Source organism: Nocardia sp. NPDC004860 (genome assembly GCF_040609015.1).
Taxonomy (GTDB): Bacteria; Actinomycetota; Actinomycetes; order Mycobacteriales; family Mycobacteriaceae; genus Nocardia.
Genome location: NZ_JBEXJI010000016.1, coordinates 164,106 through 187,209 on the forward strand (window position 1 = coordinate 164,106; position 23,104 = coordinate 187,209).

A 23,104-nucleotide genomic window follows, 5' to 3' on the forward strand; every position below is an offset into this window, starting at 1 on the left:
GTGGCCTCAGAGATAGGACCCGCAGTAGGGCCACGCCCCGGGACCCTCGTGCGCGAGGATCCGTTCCGCGATGCGGATCTGCTCCTCGCGACTGGCGTCGGCGGGATTCCCCCTGCCGCCGTACGCATTCCAGGTGCCCTGGCTGAATTGCAGGCCACCGTAGTAGCCGTTGCCGGTGTTCGCCCCCCAATCCCCGCCCGCCTCGCACTGGACGACGGCATCCCAGTCGTGCCAGCCGGCGGCGAGTGCGGTTGCGGCCGGCCCGCAGGTCAAGGCCGTGATCCCAACCGCGAGAGCAAGAAAGTGAGCAGGTCTTCGAAACGAGTGCTGTCCGATCATGGCGTATCTCCGCCCTGGTAGCCGAACTCGCGGGAAAGACAACCAGCCGATCGTAGCTGAACATTTGCTAGGATTCTATATTTTAGTATTGACCTGGCAATTAGTTGGTTTGCAGGTGGAAGTCGGCCGGGTCGGGCTCGGACAGCATGGACTCCATGGTGGCGCGGTCGAAGGGGAGCAGGTCGATGCTGCCGCCCTCGGTGAAGTACCAGGAGTTGCAGCCGGTGTTCCAGACCGTGGGGCCCATGGCCACGGAGACCTCGGTCTCGAACCGTGCGGTGGCGTCCTCGGTGACCTCGACGGTGTCGAATTCGCCTGCGCTCCAGCGCTGGATCCACCGGGTGATGTAGCGGGCGGTCACCTCGGCGGCGTGGTGCAGCGGAATGGAGCCGGTGGGGGAGTGGGGGCCCAGGACCGTGAAGAAGTTGGGGAAGCCCGGGATCGCGGTCATCCGGTAGGCGCGTGGGCCCTTCGCCCAGGCTTCGTCGATCGAGATGTCGTCGCGACCGGTCAGATTCATCGGCCGCATGTAGTCGTGGGCGCGGAAGCCGGTGGCGAGGACGATCAGATCGAGCTCGTGGTGGCGGCCGTCGGCGGTGCGGATGCCGGTCGGGGTCACCTCCTCGATGGCCGTGGTGATCAGCTCGGCATTGCGGGCGCGCAGCGCGCGATAGTAGGTGCCGGACAGCACCTGCCGCTTGCACAGCGGCTCGTAGTCGGGGGTGAGCTGTTCGCGCAGCTCCGGCTGGAGGATCTGCGCGCGCAGGCTCAGCCGGGCGTACTGCTGGACCGCCCGCCGCCGCCAGCTCGGCCGGGTCACCACGTCGGTGAACAGCCTGGCTCCCGTCATGCCTGCCCGGTAGAGCGCGCGATTCACCTGCGGCAGCCGGTTCAGCACCGCGCCGACGATCGCGGGCTGCGGGATCTGCATCGGAGCCCAGATCACCCACTGCGGGCTGCGCACGAAGTGCGTGACGCGCTCGGCTTCCGGCTGCAGCGCCGAAACCACCTGCACGCCGGTCGAACCCGTGCCGATGACCGCGATCCGCCGCCCGGCGGTCGCCACGCTGTCGTCCCAGCGCGCGGTGTGCAGCACCTCGCCGGTGAACCCGGACAGTCCGGGCAGACCCGGCACCGCCGGATGATGCAGTACTCCAGTGGCCGCGATGACGAAGTCGGCCTCGTAGCGGCTCCCGTCGCCGGTCTCGACGAGCCACCCGGACCCGGTGAACGTCGCCGCCACCACCTCGGAATTCAACCGCAGATGCGGCCGCAGCCCGTACTGTTCGGCCACATCGGCGAGATACCGCTGGATCTCCGGGCCGGGTGCGAAGATGTGCGACCAGTCCGGCTTCGGCGCGAACCCGAACTGGTACAGCTGGGAGGGCACGTCACAGGTCAGCCCGGGGTAGTGGTTCCAATGCCACACCCCGCCGACGTCGGACCCCTTCTCCAGGATCACGAAGTCGTCGAACCCATTGCGCTGCAACGTGATCGCACTCGCGATGCCGGACACCCCGGCCCCGATGATCACGATGCGAGGCTGCCGCGCCGCACCCATCCCAACCTCCTTGTTGGATACCTCAGGAACTCAAATACTGACGGTATTTGGAATCGGTGGGTATGTCAATCGGCCGGTGATGGTGGCAGCTCAGCGCGGAACTGGCGCGGTTGTGTGTGCGGGTCGGTTCCGCTGGTTCGAGGGCGGGTCCGGTCACAGTTCGGAACCGGAACCCGCGCCCCGGAACGGGTCAGTTGGTCTTGTGGAGAGTGGCCGAGCCGGTGCTCATCAGGTTCTTCAGTGCCGCGAGGATGGCGTCCAGCGAGAGATTGCTCAGGGAACCCATTGTTTTCTCCTTCGATCCGGAATTGTTTGGAGTGCTTGTGCGCTCGTTGAAAACGTTATGGCACAAGGAGTTCGAAGAGAAGTCACTGCCATGGATGCATTGACAACGACGAATTGTTTTCAGTCAGGGCAGGATTCGGCTGAATTCTATGGAGGCAAGGGGCCGGGTCGTGCGCAATACGGCAATTATCCGTTCGAGGTCGGCCACCCGTCTGCGGAGTTTCTTGTTCTCCTTGGCCATGGCGGTGAAGAGGCTCTCCTCGGTCGCGCCGATTGCGTTCCCGGCACGCCCTTCCATGTGCTCCGCGTGGCGAATCCACAATCGCAGCGCCTCGTGATGGACGCCGAGATCAGCTGCCATTCTTCGAAAAGTCGGTTTGGGATCCGATTCTCGGTACAGTTGGATCGCATGCGTCCGCAGCGCGTCCGGATACTTTCTCGGTGGTGCCACGGGCGACCCCATTTCTCGTCGATCCCGAGAAACGTTAGTTCACAACGGAACTACGGAGAAATCACCATTTTAGGATTATTGACAAGTCCGGGTTGTCAATCAGAGATGCGGCGGCACAGTGCAATCCGTGAAGTCGGGTTCCTGCAGCTGAGCGACCAGGTCCGGACAGGTGTCGCGGATGCAGCGGGCGACCTCGACGAAGGAGCGGACCAGCGCCGATTCCTGCGCGCCGCGCCAGCCGACGGCCACCTCGTTGGGCGGGACGTCGGCGATGGGGAGCAGGCGCACCCCCGGAAAAGGAATCCACCGGGCGCAGGCCACCGTGAGGACGATGCCGACGCCCGTCGCGACCTTGTGCAGCTCCTCGAGGAGTGAACTCGAACGTGACACCACCGTGGCGGGGGCCCCGTCGCGGTGGGCGCTCAACTCCCAGAACGCATTCCACACCGGATCGGTGGTCGCGGCGCCGAGCAGCGGCTCATCGAGTAGCTCGTGCGCGAAGACCTCGGTGCGCTCGGCCAGCCGATGGTTCGTCGGCAGCATCACCATCAGGGGTTCGGCGAACAACGTCTCGAACTGGACGCCGTCGTCGACGAACGGGCGGCGGGCGAAGGCCACGTCCACCGATCCGGTGACCAGACCGGCCGACGGATCCTCATAGGTGAAATGGCGCAACTCGACGGTGATGCCCGGATGGCGCTGGCGGAAGGTGGAGAGGATCGGCTCGGTCAGGGTCAGTGCCGCGCCCTCCAGTGCGCCCAGGACCAGCCGGTCCTGCTCGCCGCGATGTACCGAACGGGCGCGCTCGACCGCGACGTCCAGGCCGGTCAGCGCGCCGCGGATATCCTGCAGGAACACCGCGCCGGCGGCGGTCAGTTCGACATTGCGGGTGGTCCGGGAGAACAACACCACGTCCATCGCCTGCTCGAGCTGCTTGATCTGAGTGCTCAACCCCTGTTGCGAGACATGCAATCGCTGCGCCGCACGAGTGAAACTCAGCTCCTCCGCAACTGCGATGAAGTATTGCAACTGACGGGTGTGAACTTCCATGTCGCGCAGTCTAGGTGGACGACCGTTCCGGACAGAACTTTTCCCGAAAAGCGGACCGATTGACAAATGGGGCTTGTGAACAGTCCACGAACAATGATTTCTCTTCGCCTGTCCGGTGCTCTAGCGTTTCCAGAGCGTTCGTCGTGACCGGGACACCGGAAGTAGACCGCTCCGACAACGCGATAAACGTGCGAGCCCGCTTCCCTCCAGACTCGCACCGCCTCACTGGTGCTGAGGCAATGTCGGCGCCGTTGGCAACCGTAGCGAGGAGCCGGGGACAGCCAGCGGTGCCGACACTTTCGCGATCGAAATCGTCCCCGGCGACAGGAATCGATGACGAATTGGAACGCCCTGGTGGGCTCGCTGTACGCAACCCAATACGGGGCCGCAGAGCGCTTCGGCGAGCCGGGGCTGTCCATGCCGCCCAATCCGCCCGCCTCCGAGGCCGCGATCGCGGCGGCCGAGCGACGGCTGGGCGTGTGCTTCGATGCCGAGTTCCGTGAGTTCCTGTTGGTTTGCGACGGATGGTCACGGTTCGGGACGATCCAACTTTTCGGCGTCGGTGATCTCGCCGCGGGTGAGAAATGGCGTCGGGATTCGGCATTCGCCGAGGCGTATTTCGGCACCGACGCTTCGGGCGTGCTCGTCGTGCCCGATGGGTATCGCCGTGTGCTCGTTGGGAAAACCATGTTCTCACCGCGATTCATCGTGATGATGTTCCCGATGCGGCCGGAGTATGGCGCGAGTCCGTGTTGGGACTGCGCGGCCGGAATCGACCTCCGCTACCCCGACTTCGGCGTCTGGGCCGAGCACGAAGCGGCCGCGATCTCCTACGCGTTGAACGAGGAGATCGCGGACCGCCGATGTCTGCGCTGACCGCCATCGGTTTCGGCGGTTCGGCACTACTTGCTCGAGCCGCGACCGCCGAGCGGGGAGGTGAGGCTGCTACTGCCGGAGTCGGTGAGCTATTCCGCTCACGTGGGAAATACTGGAAGTTATCGGGATGCGGGAGAAAACACAAGTTCCGGATTGTCCGCAAACAATTCTTGTGGTTACGTCGCGAGCATCAGGCCAGGAGCTTCGCGCGCAGCGCGTCGATAGTGGACTGGTCCAGGCCGAGTCCGTCGCGCACGTACTTGTCGACGCTGCCGTAGAGCCGGTCGACCTCGCCGAAAGCCGCTTCCAGCCAGGACAATTGGACCGCCTGCGGGTTTCCGAGTTCGGCATTGCTCGCCAGATAGTCGGCGTTCACCACATCCCGGGGCACACCGAGCACGGTGAGCAGGACCGCGGTGGCCCAGCCGGTGCGGTCCTTGCCGTCCGTGCAGTGGTACACCGTCGCGCCGCTGTTTCCGGCGATGGAGCGCAGCAGGGTGCCGAAGGCGACGTCCGCGCCGTGGAAGTTGACCATGAACGGATAGTCGATCGACTGGACCAGGCTGGCGGAGCCGTTGACCACACCGTCGATCACACCGCGCCCCAGGGTGATCGGCGGGAACTCGTGGAACGAGATACCGCTGTCGAAGCTGATCACGTCGGCGACCTTGTACTGTGCGCCGGTCGGCACCCGATCGGGCGCGCTGCTGCGTTCGGAGCCGGCACGCAGGTCCACATCCAGCGTGACCCCGGCCGTGGCCAGCTTGACCAGGTCGGCGTCGGTGAGTCCGGCCAGTCGGTTGGAGCGGAAGGCGACGCCGGTGCGGACCGTGTGCCCGTCGGAGGTGCGGTAGCCGCCGATATCGCGGAAATTGGCCGCACCGTCGAGCCGGATGGTGGTCGAGGCCGGTGCGGGCAGGGTCGACACCGGGTCGTTCGCCACGCCGGATCCGGAATCGGAAGAGCCCGACGAACCGAGACTTCCCGAGCCGGAACCGGATCCGGACGCGATATCGGCGGGTTGCGCCGACGCCGGGGCGTCGGCCAAGGCCGCGCCGAGCGCGATCATTCCGGCGAGCGCCACCGCGGCGGCATCGACGCGACGGGTCTTGCGAGGGGACATGGTGACCTACTTATAGTGGGGGATAACGAGATTCGAGTCCATCAGGACTGCTTGATCGAGTAGGAGCCGACGGTGTTCCCAGTCAGCTGCCAGCCGCCCGGCACCTGGGTGAGGGTGAGGTCGGAAACATTGGTGTACTGCACATTCGGGCGTGTGGCACCGGGGTACCACGCTTCGATGCGTCCGGTGCCGCTGCCGGTGAAGCCGGTAGCGTTGACCGCGGTCAGGGACCCCGGTACCGCGCGCGGGTAGGCGCGCGACAGCGGCCGGGCGTATCCGGCGGGCCGGCCGAGCGGTGACCCCGACGGGCAGGCGAACGGGTTGAGATTGCCCTGTGGATGGTTCGGCTCGCCGCCCTTCACCGCGTGCGGGTCGCCGCACGCCTGCTTCCACGACCACCAGGCCCCGCCCATGCGATTGGCGTTCAACTGGTCCTCGAACCGATCTACCTTGGCCGCATCGGAATTCGGATCTCCGAACCAGCCCCACTCGCCGCTCCACACCGGCACCTTGTACTTGGCGGCGGCGTCCAGGGCGAACTTGAAGCCCACCTCGATGGTCGGGAAGGCGTTCACCACATTGATGGACTCGCTGTAGAGGTGCGGGGAGAACACCGCCAGCGGATCGGTGATGTAGTGCGCGGGCGGCGTGGCGTCGATGCCGAGGGCCGACCAGATGGCGCTGGGTTCGAAGATCGCCAGGTGCGGCGGGCTGCCGTGCTCGGCCTGCCGAATGGCGGCGATGACCCGCTGGTAGTACTTGCCGAGCTGGTCCGCCGCCGAAAATGGATCGCGCAGACCGGGATTGGGTTCATTGAGCAGGTCGTACCCGGCGATGGCGGGTTCGTCCTTGAACTCCGCGGCCAGCTTCGCCCAGGTGGCGACGAGATGGCCCTGGATGCCCTGGGTGTCGTCGTAGAAGTTCTGGAACGAGCGGGCGACGGCGGGCGCGGACTCGCGGACACCGCCGAAGTTGCAGGTCGTCCAACCGTCGGTGAGGGTCGCCCAGGCCGGCGCGCCGTCCCAGCCGAGACCGGGCTGCATGAAGATCGGGCAGCCCTGGCCCTTGGGCGTGCCCACCGCCTTGCCCCACGCGTCCTGGTGCATGTCCAGCACGGTGTAGATGCCGTTGGCCTTGGCGTCGTCGACCGCGGTGTGAATGCGGGCCACATAGTTCTGATCGAACGCGCCCGGCGTGGGCTCCAGCGCCGACCAGGCCAAATTGAGCCGCACCACATTGAAGCCGAGGGCCGCCATCTGCGCGAAGTCGGTGCCGTCCAGCGGCGCGACGGTCGGCAGCGCCGGATCGTTCTGCGCGTAGTCGTTGAGCTGGTTGACATTCGCGCCGCGCAGCAACACCGTCCGCCCAGTGACATCGGTGATGACGCCGTTCGACACGGTGAGCTGCGGCAGGGTCCATCCGTCCGATGCCGCCGAGGCTTCCGGAGCCTGATGAGCCGCAAGGCCGGTGAACAAGAGCGCCGCCGCGGCGGCAGGGGCCAGGACCCGGCCTCTCCATAGCATGTCAAACCTTTCCATGGGGCGAAATCGCGACGATTTTTCCGGGCAGTGCCCGGTGGGTGCACGAAAAACCTAGTGGCCCACCGGACCCGAGCGGAAACAGTAGTTCCAGGCCGATTGACAAGACGGGGTTGTCAATGTCCCGCAATTTCGGATTCAAGTTCTCTTCGGTTGTGCTCTAGCGTTTCCCGGAGTGAGGGGACACTCTAATTCCCCACCGGCTCAGCGATATCCACTTCGGTGCTCGACCGCGGAGGTGAAGGCGTCATCAACCGATTCCTGCACCTGTCGATATCCGGTCACCCCACCATCCGGTTGATCGGATTCCCGCACGCGGGCGGCGCGACTTCCGTGTATTTCGCGATGAGCCGGCGGTTTCCGCCGGAATGGGACGTGATGTTCTTCGAGCACCCCGGCCGCGGACGCCGGAGCCGGGAGTCGGTTGCCGGCCTCCTTCGGCGCGGTCGTCGAGGACGCGCTGGAGCCGATGAGCGCACCGAGCCGAATTCGCCACCTCCATAGCGAATTTCGGTGTCGTACGGTCCGGCGCGTGAGGAAACCGTACTTCTCGGCTGTCACTTCGAGAAGTCGAACGGGCGATGTGCTTCTCGATCAACAACTTTCCGTTGTCGATAATCCTGAACTGAATATTTCAGTTCCTCTACCCCCTGGCATAACGTTCCGGAGCGTGAGCGAATGCGCTCGTTCGGCTGCACCGAAAACGCCTGGAGTGCAGCGAGCTTCAATGTATGCGAAGAGAAGATGAGGAAGACCGGTATGGCACAACGACCGGCTACATCAACTGCGACGATCGCGGCCGCCACGCTGACGGTCGGCGCACTGACACTTCTCGTCACCGGCTCCGCCGCTGCCACGCCCGCGCCCGTTACCTTGGACAACGGTGCATCTCACTGCTATTCGGGCTGGGCTCCGAAGCCTTCAGCTGATCTCTTTTCCGAGCACGATGGATGTCGGGCCGCCGGGCTGGCCGTCGTTGGTAGCGATGATGCAGTGCCGGCCGATGTCGATGCGGATCACGTCCGCGAGTTTGAACCGGTGCCGGAATGTCGCCGGGTTCGAAGTGGTCGGCGCTGGGCGCGAGTGACCTCGTTGACGTATTTGTTGTATGTCTCATACACCGGAATCCTCCGGAGCGATTCGAGTACCGGTCACCGCCCGATCGGTGAGCCGGTCACCAGCTCTGCTGGTCAGATATCCAACATGGTCGAATTCGGGCAACCACAAGCGATTCGGTGCTACTTGCTGGAACCCAGGCCGCCGAGCAGCGAGGTCAGCCCGCCGAGCAGCGAGGTCGGGCTGCTACTGCCGGTGCCGCCTCCGGCGCCCGGGCCGGAAGTCCCGCCAACGGTGATCGACGGGCCCTTGGTGGAGAAGTCGACATGACCGGCGGTGTTCGACATGTACTCCATCCCGGTGTTCAGCGCGGTCCCGGTGGCGCACGAGCCGACGGTGTACTTCGCGCTGAAGCTGGCAGCCGGGCCGTGGTCCTTCATGACCACCCGATAGCTGGTGGCGGTGAAGTCCCCCGCGATGAAATCGGGCTTGATTTCGAGATAGGGCTCGACAGAGTGGTCCCCGGCGGCATCGGTCACCTTGGCCGAATCGGTGACATAGGTCAGACACGAGGGGTGCCAGTCCTTGAACCAGTTGAGGTTTTCATCCCCGGTCATGACCCGATTGAAAGTCGTGGTGACGGTGATGGTGTCACCCACGGCGGGCGTGGCGTTGCTGATCGTGCGGGTGTATTGGGAACTGTCGTTGTTCCAGGTGATCGTCGCGGGATCGGCGCTTGCTGTAGCGGCGCCGAACAGGGCCAACGCCCCAACCCCGATCACGGCCGCGGCACCTGCAGCGGAATGCGTCATAACTCGTCGTCCCATAGCGATTTCCCTTGTGTCATTTCGAACTACGACCGTGAGTCGTTCCACTCACGCCGGGAAATGCTAGAACCCTACGGAACGCATGAGAAATCACAATTTACGGATCATCCACAACCCATACTTGTAGGTCGCCGTGTGTGGACTCCGCCGAAGACGTTGCGATCCAACATGAAACGGCGCCGGAACCAGAGGCGGTTCCGGCGCGTTTTCCCCGCGGTAGCACTCGGCGGGTATGGACTTTCATGGCGCGCAATCGAGGTCGGTGTGGCATCTGGGAATCTCCTCTCCTCGAGGCCGTCAGGCGAGGGGTTTCGCGCGTAGTCAGGCCGGCGCGGGTGGGCACCGGGTCGTTCGTCCCGACGGTGATCTGCGGCAGGGCCAGGACGTGACCGGGTAGTGGCCCACCGGACCGGAGCGGAAACAGTAGTTCCGGACGATTGACAAGGCAGGGTTGTCAATGCCCCGGAAATTAGGATTTAAGTTCTGTTCCGTTGTGCTCTAGCGTTTCTCGGCGTGAGCGAAGGCTCGAATTCCACACCGGCTCACTCGTTACCAGTTCCGCGTTCGGCGGGAACTGCTGGAAGGAATCATGAGTAAGACCCCGAAATTGGCTGCCGGAATCGCGGCGGCCACCTTGGTGATATCGGGGGCGGGTATCGCTCTCGGCACCGCGCCCGCCACCGCGGATACGACACCCCCGTCCTCATCGTGCGTCCAGACTCAGCACGTCGATTACAACCCGGGCGTCAGCAGCTTCTGGATCACTCACACCTACGACAAGTCCGTCGACGTATCGACCGCCGCGGCGGGAACCCTGGTCACCTACAAGATCGTGGTCGGCACCACCAGCATCGGCAATCCGTATGTCAATCGAATCAACGACTTTCCGCCGCCGGGGTTCGACAAACCGGTCAAGGCCGTTGTCACCGCCTATCACGCCGGGACGGGTGAGCAGGCCGTCGAAGTGACCCCGGAGCCGGACTTCGGCGGCTGGATGGTGACCAGCACCGGTTGGTTCGTGAACTCCAGCTATCCCGTCACCGCCGAGTTCACCTACAAGGTGCCCGCCTCCGTCACCGAAGGACAGCAGGTCCTCAGCGGTGGTATCGGCGTCGGCGGCACCGTCGGCGTCGGATCCAACCAGCCGAGCATGGGCGTGTGCTTCACCGCTCGCGGCGCGAATCCCGGTGAGGCTCTGCTGGGCAGTCTCGATCAGGGCGGCTTCGGTTCCTCGCAGAACCAGCTCAGCTCGACCGGTTCGGTGACCGACACCATCGCCAATGTGATCAAGCGCCTGATGGGCAGCTGAGTCACCGGCCACATACTCCTGGGCCGTGGCGCGTGCGCGGCCGCCACGGCCCAGGGCCCTTTTCAGCGCTGTTTCCGAGGAGTCAGTCGTGTCGCCCAGACGGACCATTTCGTCGCTCGTCGTGTCGTGCTCCGTCGCGGCGGCTCTGCTGTATGTAGCTCCGGGCGCGCTCCAGATTTCGCGTGCCGAAGTCGCCTCCCATCTGGATCACATCGATCGTGCGGGACAGCGGCAGGAGATGTTCTACGTGTATTCGGCTGCCATGCAACGGGTAATCCCGTTGCAGGTACTCGCCGCACCCCAGGCAAACGCGCCGACCTTGTACCTGCTCAACGGTGCCAGCGGCGGGACCGATATCACCAATTGGTACAGCCGGACCGATATCGTCACGTTCTTCTGGAACAAGAACGTGAACGTGGTTACTCCGGTCGGAGGAGAATTCTCCTACTACACCGACTGGCAACAGGACGATCCGAAGCTGGGTCGCAACCGCTGGGAGACGTTCCTGACCCGGGAACTGCCGCCCATCATCGACGCGGCCCTGCGCACATCGGGCATGAATGCGATTGCGGGCGTTTCCATGTCGGCCACCTCGGCGCTGGACCTCATATCGGCCGCGCCGGACGTGTACTCAGCGGTCGCGGCCTACAGCGGCTGCGCGTCCACCTCGGATCCCGCCGGACGGGCCTACATCCGCCTGGTGCTGGCGCGCGGTGACGCCGACCCCAAGAACATGTGGGGCCCCGATGACGACCCGGCCTGGCGCGCCCACGATGCCGTTCTGAACGCGGACAGCCTGCGCGGCAAGGCGATCTACCTTTCCAGCGGCACCGGCCTGCCCGGACCCGCCGAGGAGCTCGCTGCGCAGTCCACACCCGACCAGGTGATCACCAAGGCGAATCAGATGGTGCTGGGCGGCATGATCGAGGCCGCCACCAACTCGTGCACTCATCAGCTCGCCGATCATCTTGCCGCCCTGAATATTCCGGCCCAGGTCGATTTCCGGCCCACCGGAACCCACACCTGGGCCTACTGGCAACAAGACCTCCACAACTCCTGGCCGCTGCTGGCCTCCGCGCTCGGCGTGGAGTAGCCGGGCGTGTAGACGCGAGCCGTCCGTACCGGCTCGCTGCGCCCCCCAAACGACGTGGGGCCATCTCGAATGGTCGGCACCGTCGGCGGCCGACTCGAGCTCCGGACCGGCGGCGGTGTCGATCACTGAACAGGAAGATCATGAACACGAAGGTCATCGGCACGCCCCGCCGGGCCAAGCGATTGACCCGATCACTCGCTGTCTTGGCGGCGGCGGCCTGCTGCGTGCTCGGCGCTTCGACGCCGTCCAGCATGGCCGCGCCCGAAGGAATTTCGGGATTGCATGTCGACGGCTCCCGGTTCGTCGACGAGTACGGCCGGGTCGTATTGCTGCACGGCGTCAACAGCGTGAACAAGGAACCGCCCTACTTCGAGCCCGGGCTGACTCTCAGCGCGCAGGATGCGGAACTGCTGTCTCAGCACGGCTTCAACACTGTTCGGCTCGGAGTCAATTTCGACGGGCTCATGCCGACCCGGGGCGTGGTCGACACCGCGTACCTCGATCGCGTCGCCGGCGTAGTGGACCTGTTGGCGCAGTATGGTATTCACACCGTGCTCGACAATCACCAGGACGGACTGTCCAGGATCTGGGGCGGCAACGGGTTTCCCGAATGGGCCATCCACGCCCGGCCCGGCCCTGGCGAAAACAATCCCGGCTTCCCACTCTTCTATCTGATGCCCAGCATGAACTCCGCCTGGGACGAGCTGTGGAACAACAGCTTCGGCGCGTTGGACTATCTGGGGCAGGCGCTGGGCGCGCTCGCGGACAAGATGAAGGGCCACCCGGGTGCGCTCGGTATCGAGCTGCTCAACGAGCCGTGGCCCGGCTCGGCGTTTCTGTCCTGCTATCCCAACGGCTGTTCGGGCTTCGATACGAAATATCAAGCGGCCATGCAGAAGCTGACCGACGCGGTGCGGGTCCGAAACGGCGACATCATGGTGCTCTGGGAGCCCAATGTCACCTGGAACGAGACCATGCCTACCAACCTGGGCAAGAATCCGCCGATCAGCGCACCCGGGATCGTCTTCGCGCCGCACGACTACTGCATTCCCAGCCAGATGGCCGTCTACAACGGGTTGCCGACCTTGCTGCGCGGCCTGTGCCCGCTGCAGCAGGGCAAGACCTGGGGCAATATCGACGCCTTCCAGCATCGAACCGGAATCCCTGCGCTGGTCACCGAATTCGGTGACGGCGACGCGACGGTGCTGAGCAATACGCTGATCAACGCCGATGACCGGTTCCTGGGTTGGCAGTATTGGGCCTACCGGGGCGACGAACCGTTCCGCGGCGATATCGGCACGCAGCTGGTGCGCACCTATCCGCAGGCTACCGCGGGCACACCCGGCCGGATGATCTTCGACTCGGGTAACGGCGACTTCGCCTACCGCTTCACCCCCCATGCCACGACGAAGCCTACCGAGATCTACGTCTCCGACCTCCACTACCCGGACGGCTATCAAGTGCGCGTCGACGGCGGCACGGTGATTTCACCCACCGGTGCCCGCGTGGTGACCGTGCAGGCCAACGGCTCGACGCCGGTCACGGTATACATCAACCGTCCCGGATCGAAGGGCGCGACCGTGCCCGACGGCCCGGTCGGAACGGGTTCCGCGTCCGGCTCGGCGTCCGGCTCTGCCAGCGGATCCGGATCGGGCTCGTCCTCCGGATCGGGCTCTTGAACCGGTGTTCGTCCTTTGAGTGATCGAGGTGTTCGAGTTCCTGGCAACGTTATCGACAGCCGGGGTTTGTGAATCGGTCTCGAATTCGGATTTCTCTTCGCGCCGGCGGAACCATCAGGTTCCGGGCCTTGTGCCGTTGCCCCGGTGTCCGGACGCAAGAAAGCGGTGCCGAGTCGTTGTCGTACGACTCGGCACCGCTTCTATGTCAATGCGCCCGGGGCAGGGGCGAATTACGCCTTGGTGCCGGCGGAACCGCTGAACAGCTTCTTGGTCAGCTCCGAGATGAGAGCGTCCAGCAGGAAATTGGCGACCGAACCCATTTGTTCTTCTCCTTCAGGTGTTTTCGAATGAGCTTGCGCTCACATCGAAAACGTTATGGCACATGGGAAAAGAACTGAAATCAATTGTCGGGGATGATCGACAAGGAACAATTGTAGATCGTAAGTGGTATCGCGCAGCGAGGTTCGCCGGGCGCGAAGAGGTCAGGACGGTATCGCGGCGGCCGCGCGAGCGTGTTGCCGGTCGTGGCAGCGCGGCGCTTGAAGCCGCGCGAGCAGGCCGGGATTCGCATCGCGAACCCGGCGCGCGACCTCGATGAACGAACGTACGAGGGCGTTCTCGTGTCCGGCGCGCCAGCTCACCGCGACCTGGTTGGGGGCCGCGTCGGTCACGGGGACCAGGCGCACGCCGGGAAACTTGATCCACGCCGCACACGGCACCGTCAGTGCGATGGCGGCCCCCGTAGCAACCTGGTGCAATTCCTCGAGCAGGGTCTTGGCGTGATAGGCCACCGGTGCGGGGCGACCACCGCGATGAGAGTCCAGCTGCCAGAAGGCATTCCACACCGGGTCGGTGGCTGCCGAGGAGAGAATCGGCTCGTCCAGCAGTTCCTCCGTCGTGACCTCCGCACGGTCGGCCAGGTGATGGTGCGCGGGCAGCATCACCATCAACGGCTGCTCGAACAGCGGCTCGAATCGCAGCCCCGCGTCCGCGAAGGGCCGCCGCACGATCGCGACATCCACCTGCCCGCTCGACAGGCCCGCCGACGGCGTCTCGTACGTGAAGTGGTTCATCTCGAGGGTGACCTCGGGATGGCGTTCCCGGAACGCTGCCAGAATCGGCTCGGTCAGGGTCAGCGCCGCCCCCTCCAGGCAGCCCAGCACCAGCCTGTCGTGTTCACCGCGATGCACGGCACGGGCCTCCTCGAGCCCGAAAGCCAAGCTGGCCAAAGCTTCTCGGACATGCTGCAGGAATGCCGCCCCGGCCGCCGTCAGCTCCACCTGCCGGGTTGTGCGCGAGAACAGTGCGACATCCATATCGTGCTCCAGCTGTTTGATCTGTGTGCTCAGACCCTGCTGGGAGACGTGGAGCCGCTGGGCGGCACGGGTAAAACTCAACTCTTCCGCTACCGCGATGAAGTATTGCAACTGCCGAGAATGAACTTCCACGCAGGGCAGTCTAGGCTGGTCAGATGTCCTAAATGGGTCATTCCGCCAACTCCGCCTTGAACGATCAGCAATTTTGCAGCAGTTATCCAGGTCGGAGCAGAGATTCGTACTCACTCACTCCTCGTCGTATCCGCACGACCGCGTCCCGGGTAGCCGATGTCCCGCTGAATGAGACCCGTTGGACTGTTTTCTGATTGGTTTCCGCCGGTTCATCCGGTCCGCGTAGATCTGTCTGCGATCAATTGCGTGTCACGCGTTGTCGCAGATCAGGGCGCGGGTGGCAGGCACGAACAGGAGTCTGAGAGTTGTCTGTTTCGTGGCGTCGTAGCGCCGTCGTTGTCGCGCTGAGTGCTGGGCTGCTGGCAAGCCCGTTGCTCGGAAACGTGGTGGATGCCCAGCTGTCGGCGCTGCCGGCGGCGACCGCCAAGCCGAAAGCCGATCAGGCGGCGGATGCGCCCCGGCTCGCCAGCGTCGACAATTTCCGTGATGTCGCGGGCACCGGGGCCGGTTACGACGCGCAGGGCAGCCATCACGTCGACAAGGGGGTGTTCTACCGCTCGAACGCGCTGACCCCCAACGATTCCGATTTGGCCACGCTGAACGGGCTGCACCTGAGCAGCGTCTTCGACCTGCGCAGCAGCAGCGAGATCGCCGCCAAACAGGACCGTGTTCCGGCCGGCGCTGCGTACGTGAACATCCCGATTCTCGGCGGCGATCTGTCCAGCGCCGTGGCGAAATTGAAGTCGCCCGATGACGCCGCCAACTTCATGCGGGACATCAACCGGCTCTTCGTCACCGGCACGGACGAGCGTGCGGGATTCGCGAATCTGCTGACCCAGCTCGCCGGTCAGGACGGTCCCGCCGTCTTCCACTGCACCGCGGGCAAGGACCGCACCGGCTGGGCCGCCTACCTGCTGCTGAGCATCGCCGGCGTCGACTCCGACACCATCATGAACGACTACCTGCTCACCAACCAGTACTCGGCCGCCTCCATCGCCGCCACCCTCGCCCAGATCAAGGCTGCCAAGGGCGACGCGGCCGCCGCCCTCTACCAGCCGCTGCTCGGTGTGGACCGCAGCTACCTGCAGGCCGGAATCGATCAGCTCACCGCGACTTACGGTTCGGTCGACAAGTATCTGAAGGACGGTCTGGGCCTGAAGGGTCAGACCATTGAACAGCTGAAGCACAAGCTGATCCAGTAGCCGCCCGGCGGCGGGCTGTCAGGAGTCGGCGTCCAGGGGATGGAGCCGGCCCCGGGAACGGACGATCGGCAGCTGGTGCTGCATCTGCCAGTTCTCCATGGTCAGCGAGTACAGCCCGCCTCGAACCCGCAGGCGCGATTGCATATCCAGTGGCAGCGTGTATGTCACGGCCCCGGCTTCCCACATGGCCCGGAAGTCGGGGAATCGCTCCAGCCGTTCGTGGTATTCCTGCGCCCACGAGGTGTGGCCGTAGCGCCCCATGAATCCTCGATGGGTGGCGACTCCGATCCCCACCTGGTCATTCCAGTTGATCATGATTTCCCGAGCCTCGTCGGTGAACGACCACTCGAGCATGTACATCCCCGGCCGATGCGTCGGGAAGGTGTCGTAGTAGGCCTGATTCGCCGTGATCAGCCGGCGCTGCGGCGCGTAGAAGGACACGAGATCGGCTGCCGCCTCGGTCATTTCGGTGTCCATGATCGATGTCACCGCGGTCTCGAACACCGCGAAATCCGGGATCTCCAGGGCCGGGCCGATTCCGGTGATGGACGGATAGGGCGAGGCGTAGCCGGCCAGATCGCAGATATAGCGCCACTCGTCGTCGCTGGCCTGATAGGTCGTCGCCAGCACCCGCAGGATCCCGACGTCGACCTGTCCGACCTCGTCGCGCTCGACCTTGGTCAGGTAGCTGGCGGTGATATGCGCTTCGGCCGCGGCCTTTTCCCGGCTGAACTTGCGCGCCGCGGGAAGCTCGCCGGTCTCGTGCCTGTGGACCTCTTCGCGCTTGCGCAAAAACGTAAGATGCTGCCCCAACGACGGTTTCGTGGGCTCGTTCACCACTCTCGGCGGATCCTCTCTGGGTACTACATGCAACGCGATTGTATATACGGGCCGGGGATGTTCGGTTCGGGTCGCGCCGGACCCGCCCTGATACATTCCGAAACATGGGGTACGAGATCGGCTCTCCGGCAGACAATTTGGCGACCGAGGTCATCGAACTGACCGATAACTTCTTCGATGACCCGCACACGGTGTACGACCAGCTGCGGGGCAAGGGAGCGGTGCATCGGGTCCGCCTGCCGGATTCCGGACTCGGATGGCTGATCACCGATTTCGAGGTCGCCAAGGCCGCGTTCACCGACCCAGCCATCAGCAAGGTCCTCAAGTCCCCCGGCGCCAAGGCCACGGTCGCGGCGGAGGGCGGCGACCGGCATCTCGGCGGCAGCATGTTCGCGGACATGATGGTCTTCTACGACCCGCCGGAGCACACCCGCCTGCGCAGCCTGGTCAACCGGGCCTTCAGCGGACGCGCCATGGCCGAGCTGTCGCCGCGGATCAGCGAACTCGCCGACGAGTTGCTCGCCGACTTGGCTTCCGGCCGTGGCGAAGTCGTCGATCTGCTGGAACGCTTCGCCGTCCCGCTCGGCATGTCGGTGATCTGCGAACTACTCGGTGTGCCCGGCACGGACCGCGACGCCTTCCAGCGCTGGTCCACCTCACTGTTGTCCAGCGAGGAGAGCAACGAGGCCCGCGCCACCGCGGTCATGGATTTCGTCCGCTACATCGACCAGCTGATCCGCACCAAGGACGCGACCCCCGGCCAGGACCTGCTCTCCGAACTCATTGCCGCCCGGGCGGACGACGACCGCCTCAGCCACCGCGAACTGATCAGCATGGTCTTCCTGCTCCTGGTCGCCGGCTTCGAGACCACGGTCAACCTCATCGGCAACGGCGTCGCAATCTTCCTGGCCGACAAGAACCTTCACCAGGCCCTCCTCGCCGACCCGGACCGCATTCCCGCCTTCATCGAGGAGGTCCTCCGCTTCGAAGCCCCCGCCACCGAAGCAACCTTCCGCTACACCACCGCCCCCACCACCCTCGGCGGCATCGAAATCCCCCAGGACCAACTCATCCTCATCTCCATGGCAGCCGCCGACCGCGACCCCACCCAATTCCCCGACCCTCACCGCTTCGACCCCGACCGCGCCCCCAACCACATAGCCTTCGGCCACGGCATCCACCGCTGCGTAGGCGCCCCCTTGGCCCGCACCGAAAGCGCCATCGCCCTCGCCCGCCTCCTATCCACCTTCCCCAATCTCGAACTCGCCCCCGACGCCGACCTCCACTGGCGCAAAAGCCTGATCGTCCGAGGCCTGACCGTCCTCCCGGTCCAGCTGCACTGACGCCGAGCACAGACGGCGTTGGACCACGTTGGGCACCGAGATCACCGAGGTCGACGACGCTCGTTCAATCTAATCATTGCGATAGCAATGATTAAATTGCATGACACCCTTTTGTAGCGTTCGCGAACAGACTATCGTTGCGATAACACGCTTAATGTGTGAGATATCTGCGGATCGACGCCGTCTAGTAGTTAAGCAGTGTCATAGCAACGATAGAAGGTGGCATGAAGCGCTCTGGGCCTAGAGAGCGGGTGCGACGGACCGATGGACCGCTCACCGCGTTCGGAACCTCGCTGGCTCAGCGCCGCCGAGCGCTCGGACTCACTCAATTGGATCTGGCTGACCTGGCCGATGTCGGTGTGTCCTCCGTCCGCACGCTCGAGGCAGGACACACCTCGCCAACTCTCGCGATCACACTCCGCGTCCTGGACGCACTGGGTCTGACCCTGGTGAGCCTCACCCCTACCGACGCGCGCGCTCTCGACAACCGCAGCGTTGAACTTCGCAGTGCCGGACTTCGAGTCGACGAATCCAGGTAACGATGACCAGCCCCTCCGACCTCGGCCAGTTGCGGGCGATCGACGACGCCGACGTTTATAAGGCAGGTCGTCTCGCCGGCCACCTGCGACGTGATCGCGACGACACCGTCTTCACCTACCTGACCGACTACCTCGCCGACCCGACGAGCCCGCCGATCGCTTTCACCCTGCCCAAGCAACACGGGCAGTTCCGGGCAACCGCAGGCTCGGTGCCTGCGTTCTTCGCCGGCCTGCTGCCTGAGGGACTTCGCTTGTCCGCGGTCACCACAGCAATCCGGACCAGCGAAGACGACCAGTTCAGCATCCTGCTGGTGGTCGGCGGCGACACCATCGGCGACGTGCAAATCCTGCCCGCGGGCCGCGAACTCGGCGACCCCCCGCCCCTGTACGACCAATCCGACACCACGACTGCCGACTTCACCTCCCTGTTCAACCGTGCCACCTCCGCTGGCGCCGATGACCTCGACCGCACCGCACTGCCCGGCGTGCAGGTCAAAGTCTCCGCTCGAATGATCTCGACTCCGGTGTCCACCACGAATGGTCCGGCCATCCTCAAACTCAATCCGCCCGAGTACTCGCTGCTGGTCGAGAATGAGAACTTCTTTCTCGACATGGCCCAAGCCTGCGGAATCCGCGTCCCCGCGCACCAACTCACCGCTGACCGGTACGGGCGCACCGCACTGTTCGTCGACCGCTTCGACCGTGTCGTCGAAGACGGTGCTGTCGACCGACTCGCCCAAGAAGATGCGTGCCAGGTACTGGGCCGTTACCCCGCCGCCAAATACCGAATCACTTTGCAGCAAGCCATCACAGCCCTCGCCGACGCCGTTGCCGAAGGCAGAGGCTCACGCCCCCTGGCGGTCCTGCAACTGCTCGAAATCGCCGCGTTCAGTTACCTCATCGGCAACGGGGACCTCCATGGCAAGAACCTGTCGATCCGTCGCAACCACCACGGCATCTGGGAGCCCACACCCGCCTACGATCTACTCAGCACCCAACCGTATCTGAGCTGGAACGATCCCATGGCGGTGCAGCTCTACGGCCGCGACACGAAACTGGTCTACCGCTGGTGGGCCGAAGCGGCCACCCGACTCGGCATCACCAAACGAGCCATCGATCGCAGCCTCACCCGCATCACCACCGCCGCCGAACCATGGGCAGACCGAGTCGCCACCATCGGATTCGACGACAAAACCACCCACCGGCTGGCCGCCTTGATCACCACCCGCAGCAGCGAACTCCGCCCTGACTGAACCGGAAAGCTTCTGCTCGATCGCCAAGGCCGGGTGCCCGGACTTCCACCGTGCAGCCGAGATGGTTCCGGCAGAGCTTGCTGATGTGGGGTCGTGAAAGGTCCTCCGAGGCGTTCTGTTTCGCTGGCGAGCTGTCCCGCTCATCGCGCAATGGGTCGGGCACGTACCCACCTGGATCGACTGGCAACGCGAGGGCGACGCCGAATTGATCCACCGCGACGACTGGGACGCGATCGCGAAAACCGCGGTCATGCTGCAGCCCGGACTGCTCGACTCCAAAGCTGTCACCCCCACGCGGATCCGCGCCCACAGCCCCAGCGGCTGGCAACCGGTGACGATCACATCCCGCCGCTTCCCCGGGGAGGTCGGCAGCCGTCTGCACATCGTCAGGATCGCCCGCGCCGACCAGCGTGCGAGCCGGCCGGGATCGGAGAGCGGTTCCTCGCGAATCGACTCTTTGTGAACGACGGCACCGATCTGGAACGCCCTGGCTTGCATATTGATTCACCAACGTCTCCGAGTGGCAACTTTGTATCAAGCTTGGTTGCCTCGATGTCGTGGTGAAAAGTACTCCGGGGCGGTCGGTTTCGCTGGTGAGCTTTCTCACGGTTACCGGTTCGCTGTTGGGGGACACAGATTTACAGCCGGTCATCCGGATGCCATCCGGGCGTCACCGTTGTGGCACGGTTGATGGTCGAGACTGTTCTCGCACCCGGTGCCGGTCGACGAGCCTCCAATCGCCCGGTGTCCGCACTCGACGCGAATCCTCCGTTCATGCCTCGCGTCGGCCACGGGAACCCGCGGACACCCCTGGCACCGGGTGCACCCCTCGTTGCGCGCACGGAGGTTTCGATGTTCGAATCATGTTGTTCCCCTTACGAATCAGCCCATGTGCTGAGAGCGCGCTTCGGACTACCGGTGGAGATGTACGCCGACCGCCCGCTCCTCACCGTCGGCGCTGCGGTCGAGGCACTGGCGCTGCCGGAATCGCTGGGCGACCGGGTCCGCCTGCGGCTGTCCTGGCTGCCGTCCACACCGGTGGTCGCCGACCCGCGCGACCGCTTCTGGACCTTCCTGGTCGCCCCGCCCCTCCCATATCACCCCGTACCCCAGCGACTTCGAACCTTCTTGCAGGAGAACGGCGTAACCATGCCGGACCGCGGCAGCCACATCATGCTGCCGACCTCCGACCACGAGCCGGGCTGGCACTGGGCGAACGAGCCGGAGCCGGGCCGGCTCGGATTGCCGCACCGAGCAGTGGTGCTGGCCGCCATCCGGCTGGCGATTCTCCAGGGAACGGACCGCGTCTCGGCCTGAACGCAACGCACCGCGTGGCAGGCGAGTCGCTGACGTTTCAGTCCGCATGCTCTTGTGCGAGCTCCGGGTCGCGGAAAATGGCCGACGGCCCCGCCGAATGTTCGGTCGGGGCCGTCGGGTTCGCTCTGTCGACCGCCGGGTAGGGCTACTTCAGCTTGCGGCAGGAGAGGGCGTCGGGGTGTCCGCCGCGCCAGAACTTCCACGAGAAGGCGATGCCCGCCGCGTATTCATCGGCATTGCACTGGGCCTTGATGTGGCCCTCGGCGTAGTCGCCGCTCTCGCCCGAGGCGGGGCGCTGGTCATATTTGTCATCCCAGAGGGTGCGGCCCGCGCCCGCCAGCGGAATCCGGCCCGGTGCACAAAGGATGGCCGACATGCCGTCTCCGCGCTGGCTGTAGCCGATCATGAATTGTCCTTCGGCACACTGGTATCTGGTGAACCCGCTCGCCCAGTCGGTGGTGACCTTCTCCTGGGCGACCTTCACCGCGGTCGTGCCCTGCTGCCAGAGGTCGCCTTCGGTCGCGTCGGTGCACAGCCCGCGCTGGTCGGAGGAGGTGATCCCGATCAGGCGCTGGTCATCGGGGCAGACGACCTTGTGCGCGCCGGGATCCCAGTCGTTCGAGACCCGCAGCGACGCATTGTGTTCGACGCGTTTGCCATCGAGTGCCGAGCAGCTCCGGACCCGATCCACCTGTCCGGTCTTGCCGTCCGCGTCGAGCAGTCGCCGCAGTCGAGATGTCCTCGTCGATACAGTGCACGCGCAGGTTTGGCGTCGGTTGCCGGGTAATTCGCGCGAATTGGGCGACCAGTTGCTCGCCGCTGCGCCGCATGTCCGGTCAGCACGGCGAAGCAGGTAGCGCCGCGACTATAGACGTCCGCCGCGGGCGACGTGTTTCAGGTTGCGGCGCAGCATGATCGACGAATCGGCCAGTGGCGCGGAAATGGTGTTCATCGTGCGATGACTTCCATGGTGGCCTGCCCGGTCAGGGCAGGCAGAACATCATCCAGGTCATGGGTGAACTTCCTGTACTGCGGCTTCGGCTCGTACCTCGAGGATCGCGAGCAGGACCATGCGGCACACGGACATGCCCGACAGGTGTCCGGGCAACGTCAGCACAGTTTGTGCCTTGGCGCGCCGGCATTCCTGGACGAGATCGACGAACGCCGGGGGCAATGTCGCGTTCTGTGGTTCCGACTCGTGGAATACGGTGCCCAGCGCATACCCGAGTGATCTGGCGGCGGCCCGCAATATGCAGTCGCTGGAATTCGGGTCGCGATCACTCAGCAGATCGTCGCGCACATATCCATAGGCAAGAGGCAGTAAAGCAGTCATCGAAGCATCCGGTTTCCCGGTCGGTCGGCCACGAGAGGGTTACCTCCAGCAGCCGGGAGGTGTGTCATCTGGATCTGTCGGCCCAGGGGCGGCATCTGTGCACCCTGTGCCATCGCTCTCGGTATGCGGGCGCGGCTGATCTGCTCACGGAAGTGGGCGGGTTGTGGCCGGCATGCGCGATGCCGATCTGCCGGCGCGGGCGGCGATGACCAGCTTGGCGATCGTGAGCGCCGGCTGTCGCGAATCTGAGTCGACTTTGAAGACCGGGAACCCGTCCTGGCGGGGACTGGGCTGGAAGTACACGCGCACCGGCCCGGTGGAGATCAGCGGGACTTCACCTTCGATGGAGGTGTAGACCCATGGGCCCTCGTCGAGTTCGACTACGGCGATCGTCAACGGCGTCAACTCGCCGTGCGGATCACTCGCGCGATGGACCACCCGCCACGACACGATCGAACCCGCACCGGACGAGGGCACCCACTCGAGATCGTCGGACGCGCAGGCGGAACACGCGGGGGTCAGCGGCGCGAAGAGCTTGTCGCAGGCCGCGCAACGCCGGATCGTCAACGTGTCTTCGACACGACAGGCGCCGTCGTCGCTAGCACCCTCTGATTGCTGGGCATTCGGCGGGAACATGGAAAC

23 protein-coding genes are annotated in these 23,104 nt (G+C 64.8%); 10 read left to right on the top strand and 13 right to left on the bottom strand.

Annotation, left to right across the window (positions count from 1 at the left end; translation table 11 throughout):
* Positions 1-6: 6 nt before the first annotated feature.
* The 4 genes from ABZV44_RS26840 to ABZV44_RS26855 form a co-directional block, all read right to left on the bottom strand.
* Positions 7-273 (bottom strand): transglycosylase family protein, encoded by a 267-nt coding sequence (locus tag ABZV44_RS26840; protein ID WP_354841723.1) that lies wholly within the window; start codon positions 271-273, stop codon positions 7-9.
* A gap of 166 nt (positions 274-439) precedes the next feature.
* Positions 440-1,900, bottom strand: a complete 1,461-nt coding sequence (locus ABZV44_RS26845) for an NAD(P)/FAD-dependent oxidoreductase (RefSeq protein ID WP_354841726.1) — start codon at positions 1,898-1,900, stop codon at positions 440-442.
* 409 nt (positions 1,901-2,309) lie between these two features.
* The gene (locus ABZV44_RS26850; RefSeq protein WP_354841729.1) at positions 2,310-2,648 is read right to left on the bottom strand and encodes a transposase; all 339 of its coding nucleotides are present in this window, start codon (positions 2,646-2,648) and stop codon (positions 2,310-2,312) included.
* 87 nt (positions 2,649-2,735) lie between these two features.
* Positions 2,736-3,686, bottom strand: coding sequence for a LysR substrate-binding domain-containing protein (locus ABZV44_RS26855; protein ID WP_354841732.1), 951 nt, complete (start codon positions 3,684-3,686; stop codon positions 2,736-2,738).
* A 333-nt stretch (positions 3,687-4,019) separates the two neighbouring features.
* Between ABZV44_RS26855 and ABZV44_RS26860 the strand changes: the two genes are divergently transcribed.
* Positions 4,020-4,562: an SMI1/KNR4 family protein gene (locus ABZV44_RS26860; protein ID WP_354841735.1), complete on the top strand. Its 543-nt coding sequence runs from the start codon at positions 4,020-4,022 to the stop codon at positions 4,560-4,562.
* Positions 4,563-4,752: 190 nt separating this feature from the next.
* Here ABZV44_RS26860 and ABZV44_RS26865 read toward each other — a convergent pair whose 3' ends face one another.
* The 4 genes from ABZV44_RS26865 to ABZV44_RS26880 all read right to left on the bottom strand — a co-directional run bounded on the left by ABZV44_RS26865 (position 4,753) and on the right by ABZV44_RS26880 (position 9,061).
* Positions 4,753-5,685 carry a tyrosine-protein phosphatase gene (locus ABZV44_RS26865; RefSeq protein WP_354841738.1) on the bottom strand — a complete coding sequence of 311 codons (933 nt, stop codon included), beginning with the start codon at positions 5,683-5,685 and terminating at the stop codon, positions 4,753-4,755.
* Between the two features lie 41 nt (positions 5,686-5,726).
* A complete protein-coding gene (locus ABZV44_RS26870) occupies positions 5,727-7,208 on the bottom strand; it encodes a cellulase family glycosylhydrolase (RefSeq protein ID WP_354841740.1) in 1,482 nt (493 codons plus the stop codon).
* Positions 7,209-7,780: 572 nt separating this feature from the next.
* Positions 7,781-8,080 (bottom strand): hypothetical protein, encoded by a 300-nt coding sequence (locus ABZV44_RS26875; RefSeq protein WP_354841743.1) that lies wholly within the window; start codon positions 8,078-8,080, stop codon positions 7,781-7,783.
* Positions 8,081-8,461: 381 nt separating this feature from the next.
* Positions 8,462-9,061, bottom strand: a complete 600-nt coding sequence (locus tag ABZV44_RS26880) for a hypothetical protein (protein WP_354841746.1) — start codon at positions 9,059-9,061, stop codon at positions 8,462-8,464.
* 634 nt (positions 9,062-9,695) lie between these two features.
* On the opposite strand from ABZV44_RS26880, the gene ABZV44_RS26885 reads away from it, so the two are divergent.
* The 3 genes from ABZV44_RS26885 (at position 9,696) to ABZV44_RS26895 (ending at position 13,187) form a co-directional block, all read left to right on the top strand.
* Positions 9,696-10,415: a hypothetical protein gene (locus ABZV44_RS26885; protein WP_354841748.1), complete on the top strand. Its 720-nt coding sequence runs from the start codon at positions 9,696-9,698 to the stop codon at positions 10,413-10,415.
* A gap of 88 nt (positions 10,416-10,503) precedes the next feature.
* Positions 10,504-11,508 (top strand): alpha/beta hydrolase family protein, encoded by a 1,005-nt coding sequence (locus tag ABZV44_RS26890; RefSeq protein WP_354841751.1) that lies wholly within the window; start codon positions 10,504-10,506, stop codon positions 11,506-11,508.
* Between the two features lie 140 nt (positions 11,509-11,648).
* On the top strand, positions 11,649-13,187 hold the full coding sequence (locus ABZV44_RS26895; RefSeq protein WP_354841753.1) for a cellulase family glycosylhydrolase: 1,539 nt from the start codon (positions 11,649-11,651) through the stop codon (positions 13,185-13,187).
* 482 nt (positions 13,188-13,669) lie between these two features.
* Here ABZV44_RS26895 and ABZV44_RS26900 read toward each other — a convergent pair whose 3' ends face one another.
* Positions 13,670-14,635, bottom strand: a complete 966-nt coding sequence (locus tag ABZV44_RS26900; RefSeq protein ID WP_354841756.1) for a LysR substrate-binding domain-containing protein — start codon at positions 14,633-14,635, stop codon at positions 13,670-13,672.
* A 305-nt stretch (positions 14,636-14,940) separates the two neighbouring features.
* Between ABZV44_RS26900 and ABZV44_RS26905 the strand changes: the two genes are divergently transcribed.
* Positions 14,941-15,837 carry a tyrosine-protein phosphatase gene (locus tag ABZV44_RS26905; RefSeq protein WP_354841759.1) on the top strand — a complete coding sequence of 299 codons (897 nt, stop codon included), beginning with the start codon at positions 14,941-14,943 and terminating at the stop codon, positions 15,835-15,837.
* 18 nt (positions 15,838-15,855) lie between these two features.
* Here ABZV44_RS26905 and ABZV44_RS26910 read toward each other — a convergent pair whose 3' ends face one another.
* Positions 15,856-16,773 carry a helix-turn-helix domain-containing protein gene (locus tag ABZV44_RS26910; protein WP_354841762.1) on the bottom strand — a complete coding sequence of 306 codons (918 nt, stop codon included), beginning with the start codon at positions 16,771-16,773 and terminating at the stop codon, positions 15,856-15,858.
* An 8-nt stretch (positions 16,774-16,781) separates the two neighbouring features.
* On the opposite strand from ABZV44_RS26910, the gene ABZV44_RS26915 reads away from it, so the two are divergent.
* The 5 genes from ABZV44_RS26915 (at position 16,782) to ABZV44_RS26935 (ending at position 21,129) form a co-directional block, all read left to right on the top strand.
* The gene (locus ABZV44_RS26915; RefSeq protein WP_354841765.1) at positions 16,782-18,020 is read left to right on the top strand and encodes a cytochrome P450; all 1,239 of its coding nucleotides are present in this window, start codon (positions 16,782-16,784) and stop codon (positions 18,018-18,020) included.
* Positions 18,021-18,271: 251 nt separating this feature from the next.
* On the top strand, positions 18,272-18,559 hold the full coding sequence (locus ABZV44_RS26920; RefSeq protein ID WP_354841768.1) for a helix-turn-helix domain-containing protein: 288 nt from the start codon (positions 18,272-18,274) through the stop codon (positions 18,557-18,559).
* A 2-nt stretch (positions 18,560-18,561) separates the two neighbouring features.
* Positions 18,562-19,812 carry a HipA domain-containing protein gene (locus ABZV44_RS26925; RefSeq protein WP_354841771.1) on the top strand — a complete coding sequence of 417 codons (1,251 nt, stop codon included), beginning with the start codon at positions 18,562-18,564 and terminating at the stop codon, positions 19,810-19,812.
* Positions 19,813-20,017: 205 nt separating this feature from the next.
* Positions 20,018-20,275 carry a hypothetical protein gene (locus ABZV44_RS26930; RefSeq protein WP_354841773.1) on the top strand — a complete coding sequence of 86 codons (258 nt, stop codon included), beginning with the start codon at positions 20,018-20,020 and terminating at the stop codon, positions 20,273-20,275.
* Positions 20,276-20,703: 428 nt separating this feature from the next.
* Positions 20,704-21,129: a hypothetical protein gene (locus tag ABZV44_RS26935; protein ID WP_354841775.1), complete on the top strand. Its 426-nt coding sequence runs from the start codon at positions 20,704-20,706 to the stop codon at positions 21,127-21,129.
* Between the two features lie 145 nt (positions 21,130-21,274).
* Here ABZV44_RS26935 and ABZV44_RS26940 read toward each other — a convergent pair whose 3' ends face one another.
* The 3 genes from ABZV44_RS26940 to ABZV44_RS26950 form a co-directional block, all read right to left on the bottom strand.
* Entirely contained in the window at positions 21,275-21,820 is a 546-nt protein-coding gene (locus tag ABZV44_RS26940; RefSeq protein ID WP_354841778.1) for a hypothetical protein, read from the bottom strand.
* A 318-nt stretch (positions 21,821-22,138) separates the two neighbouring features.
* Positions 22,139-22,462 carry a hypothetical protein gene (locus tag ABZV44_RS26945; RefSeq protein ID WP_354841781.1) on the bottom strand — a complete coding sequence of 108 codons (324 nt, stop codon included), beginning with the start codon at positions 22,460-22,462 and terminating at the stop codon, positions 22,139-22,141.
* A 144-nt stretch (positions 22,463-22,606) separates the two neighbouring features.
* The gene (locus ABZV44_RS26950) at positions 22,607-23,029 is read right to left on the bottom strand and encodes an OB-fold domain-containing protein (RefSeq protein ID WP_354841784.1); all 423 of its coding nucleotides are present in this window, start codon (positions 23,027-23,029) and stop codon (positions 22,607-22,609) included.
* Positions 23,030-23,104 lie beyond the last annotated feature (75 nt).

Bases quoted from the DNA above. Each gene is read 5' to 3' on its own strand.
- ABZV44_RS26845 (WP_354841726.1), bottom strand. From the start codon at position 1,900: ATGGGTGCGGCGCGGCAGCCTCGCATCGTGATCATCGGGGCCGGGGTG.
- ABZV44_RS26910 (WP_354841762.1), bottom strand. From the start codon at position 16,773: ATGTATCAGGGCGGGTCCGGCGCGACCCGAACCGAACATCCCCGGCCC.
- ABZV44_RS26855 (WP_354841732.1), bottom strand. From the start codon at position 3,686: ATGGAAGTTCACACCCGTCAGTTGCAATACTTCATCGCAGTTGCGGAG.
- ABZV44_RS26865 (WP_354841738.1), bottom strand. From the start codon at position 5,685: ATGTCCCCTCGCAAGACCCGTCGCGTCGATGCCGCCGCGGTGGCGCTC.
- ABZV44_RS26915 (WP_354841765.1), top strand. From the start codon at position 16,782: ATGGGGTACGAGATCGGCTCTCCGGCAGACAATTTGGCGACCGAGGTC.
- ABZV44_RS26895 (WP_354841753.1), top strand. From the start codon at position 11,649: ATGAACACGAAGGTCATCGGCACGCCCCGCCGGGCCAAGCGATTGACC.
- ABZV44_RS26860 (WP_354841735.1), top strand. From the start codon at position 4,020: ATGACGAATTGGAACGCCCTGGTGGGCTCGCTGTACGCAACCCAATAC.
- ABZV44_RS26945 (WP_354841781.1), bottom strand. From the start codon at position 22,462: ATGACTGCTTTACTGCCTCTTGCCTATGGATATGTGCGCGACGATCTG.
- ABZV44_RS26925 (WP_354841771.1), top strand. From the start codon at position 18,562: ATGACCAGCCCCTCCGACCTCGGCCAGTTGCGGGCGATCGACGACGCC.
- ABZV44_RS26870 (WP_354841740.1), bottom strand. From the start codon at position 7,208: ATGCTATGGAGAGGCCGGGTCCTGGCCCCTGCCGCCGCGGCGGCGCTC.
- ABZV44_RS26850 (WP_354841729.1), bottom strand. From the start codon at position 2,648: ATGGGGTCGCCCGTGGCACCACCGAGAAAGTATCCGGACGCGCTGCGG.
- ABZV44_RS26885 (WP_354841748.1), top strand. From the start codon at position 9,696: ATGAGTAAGACCCCGAAATTGGCTGCCGGAATCGCGGCGGCCACCTTG.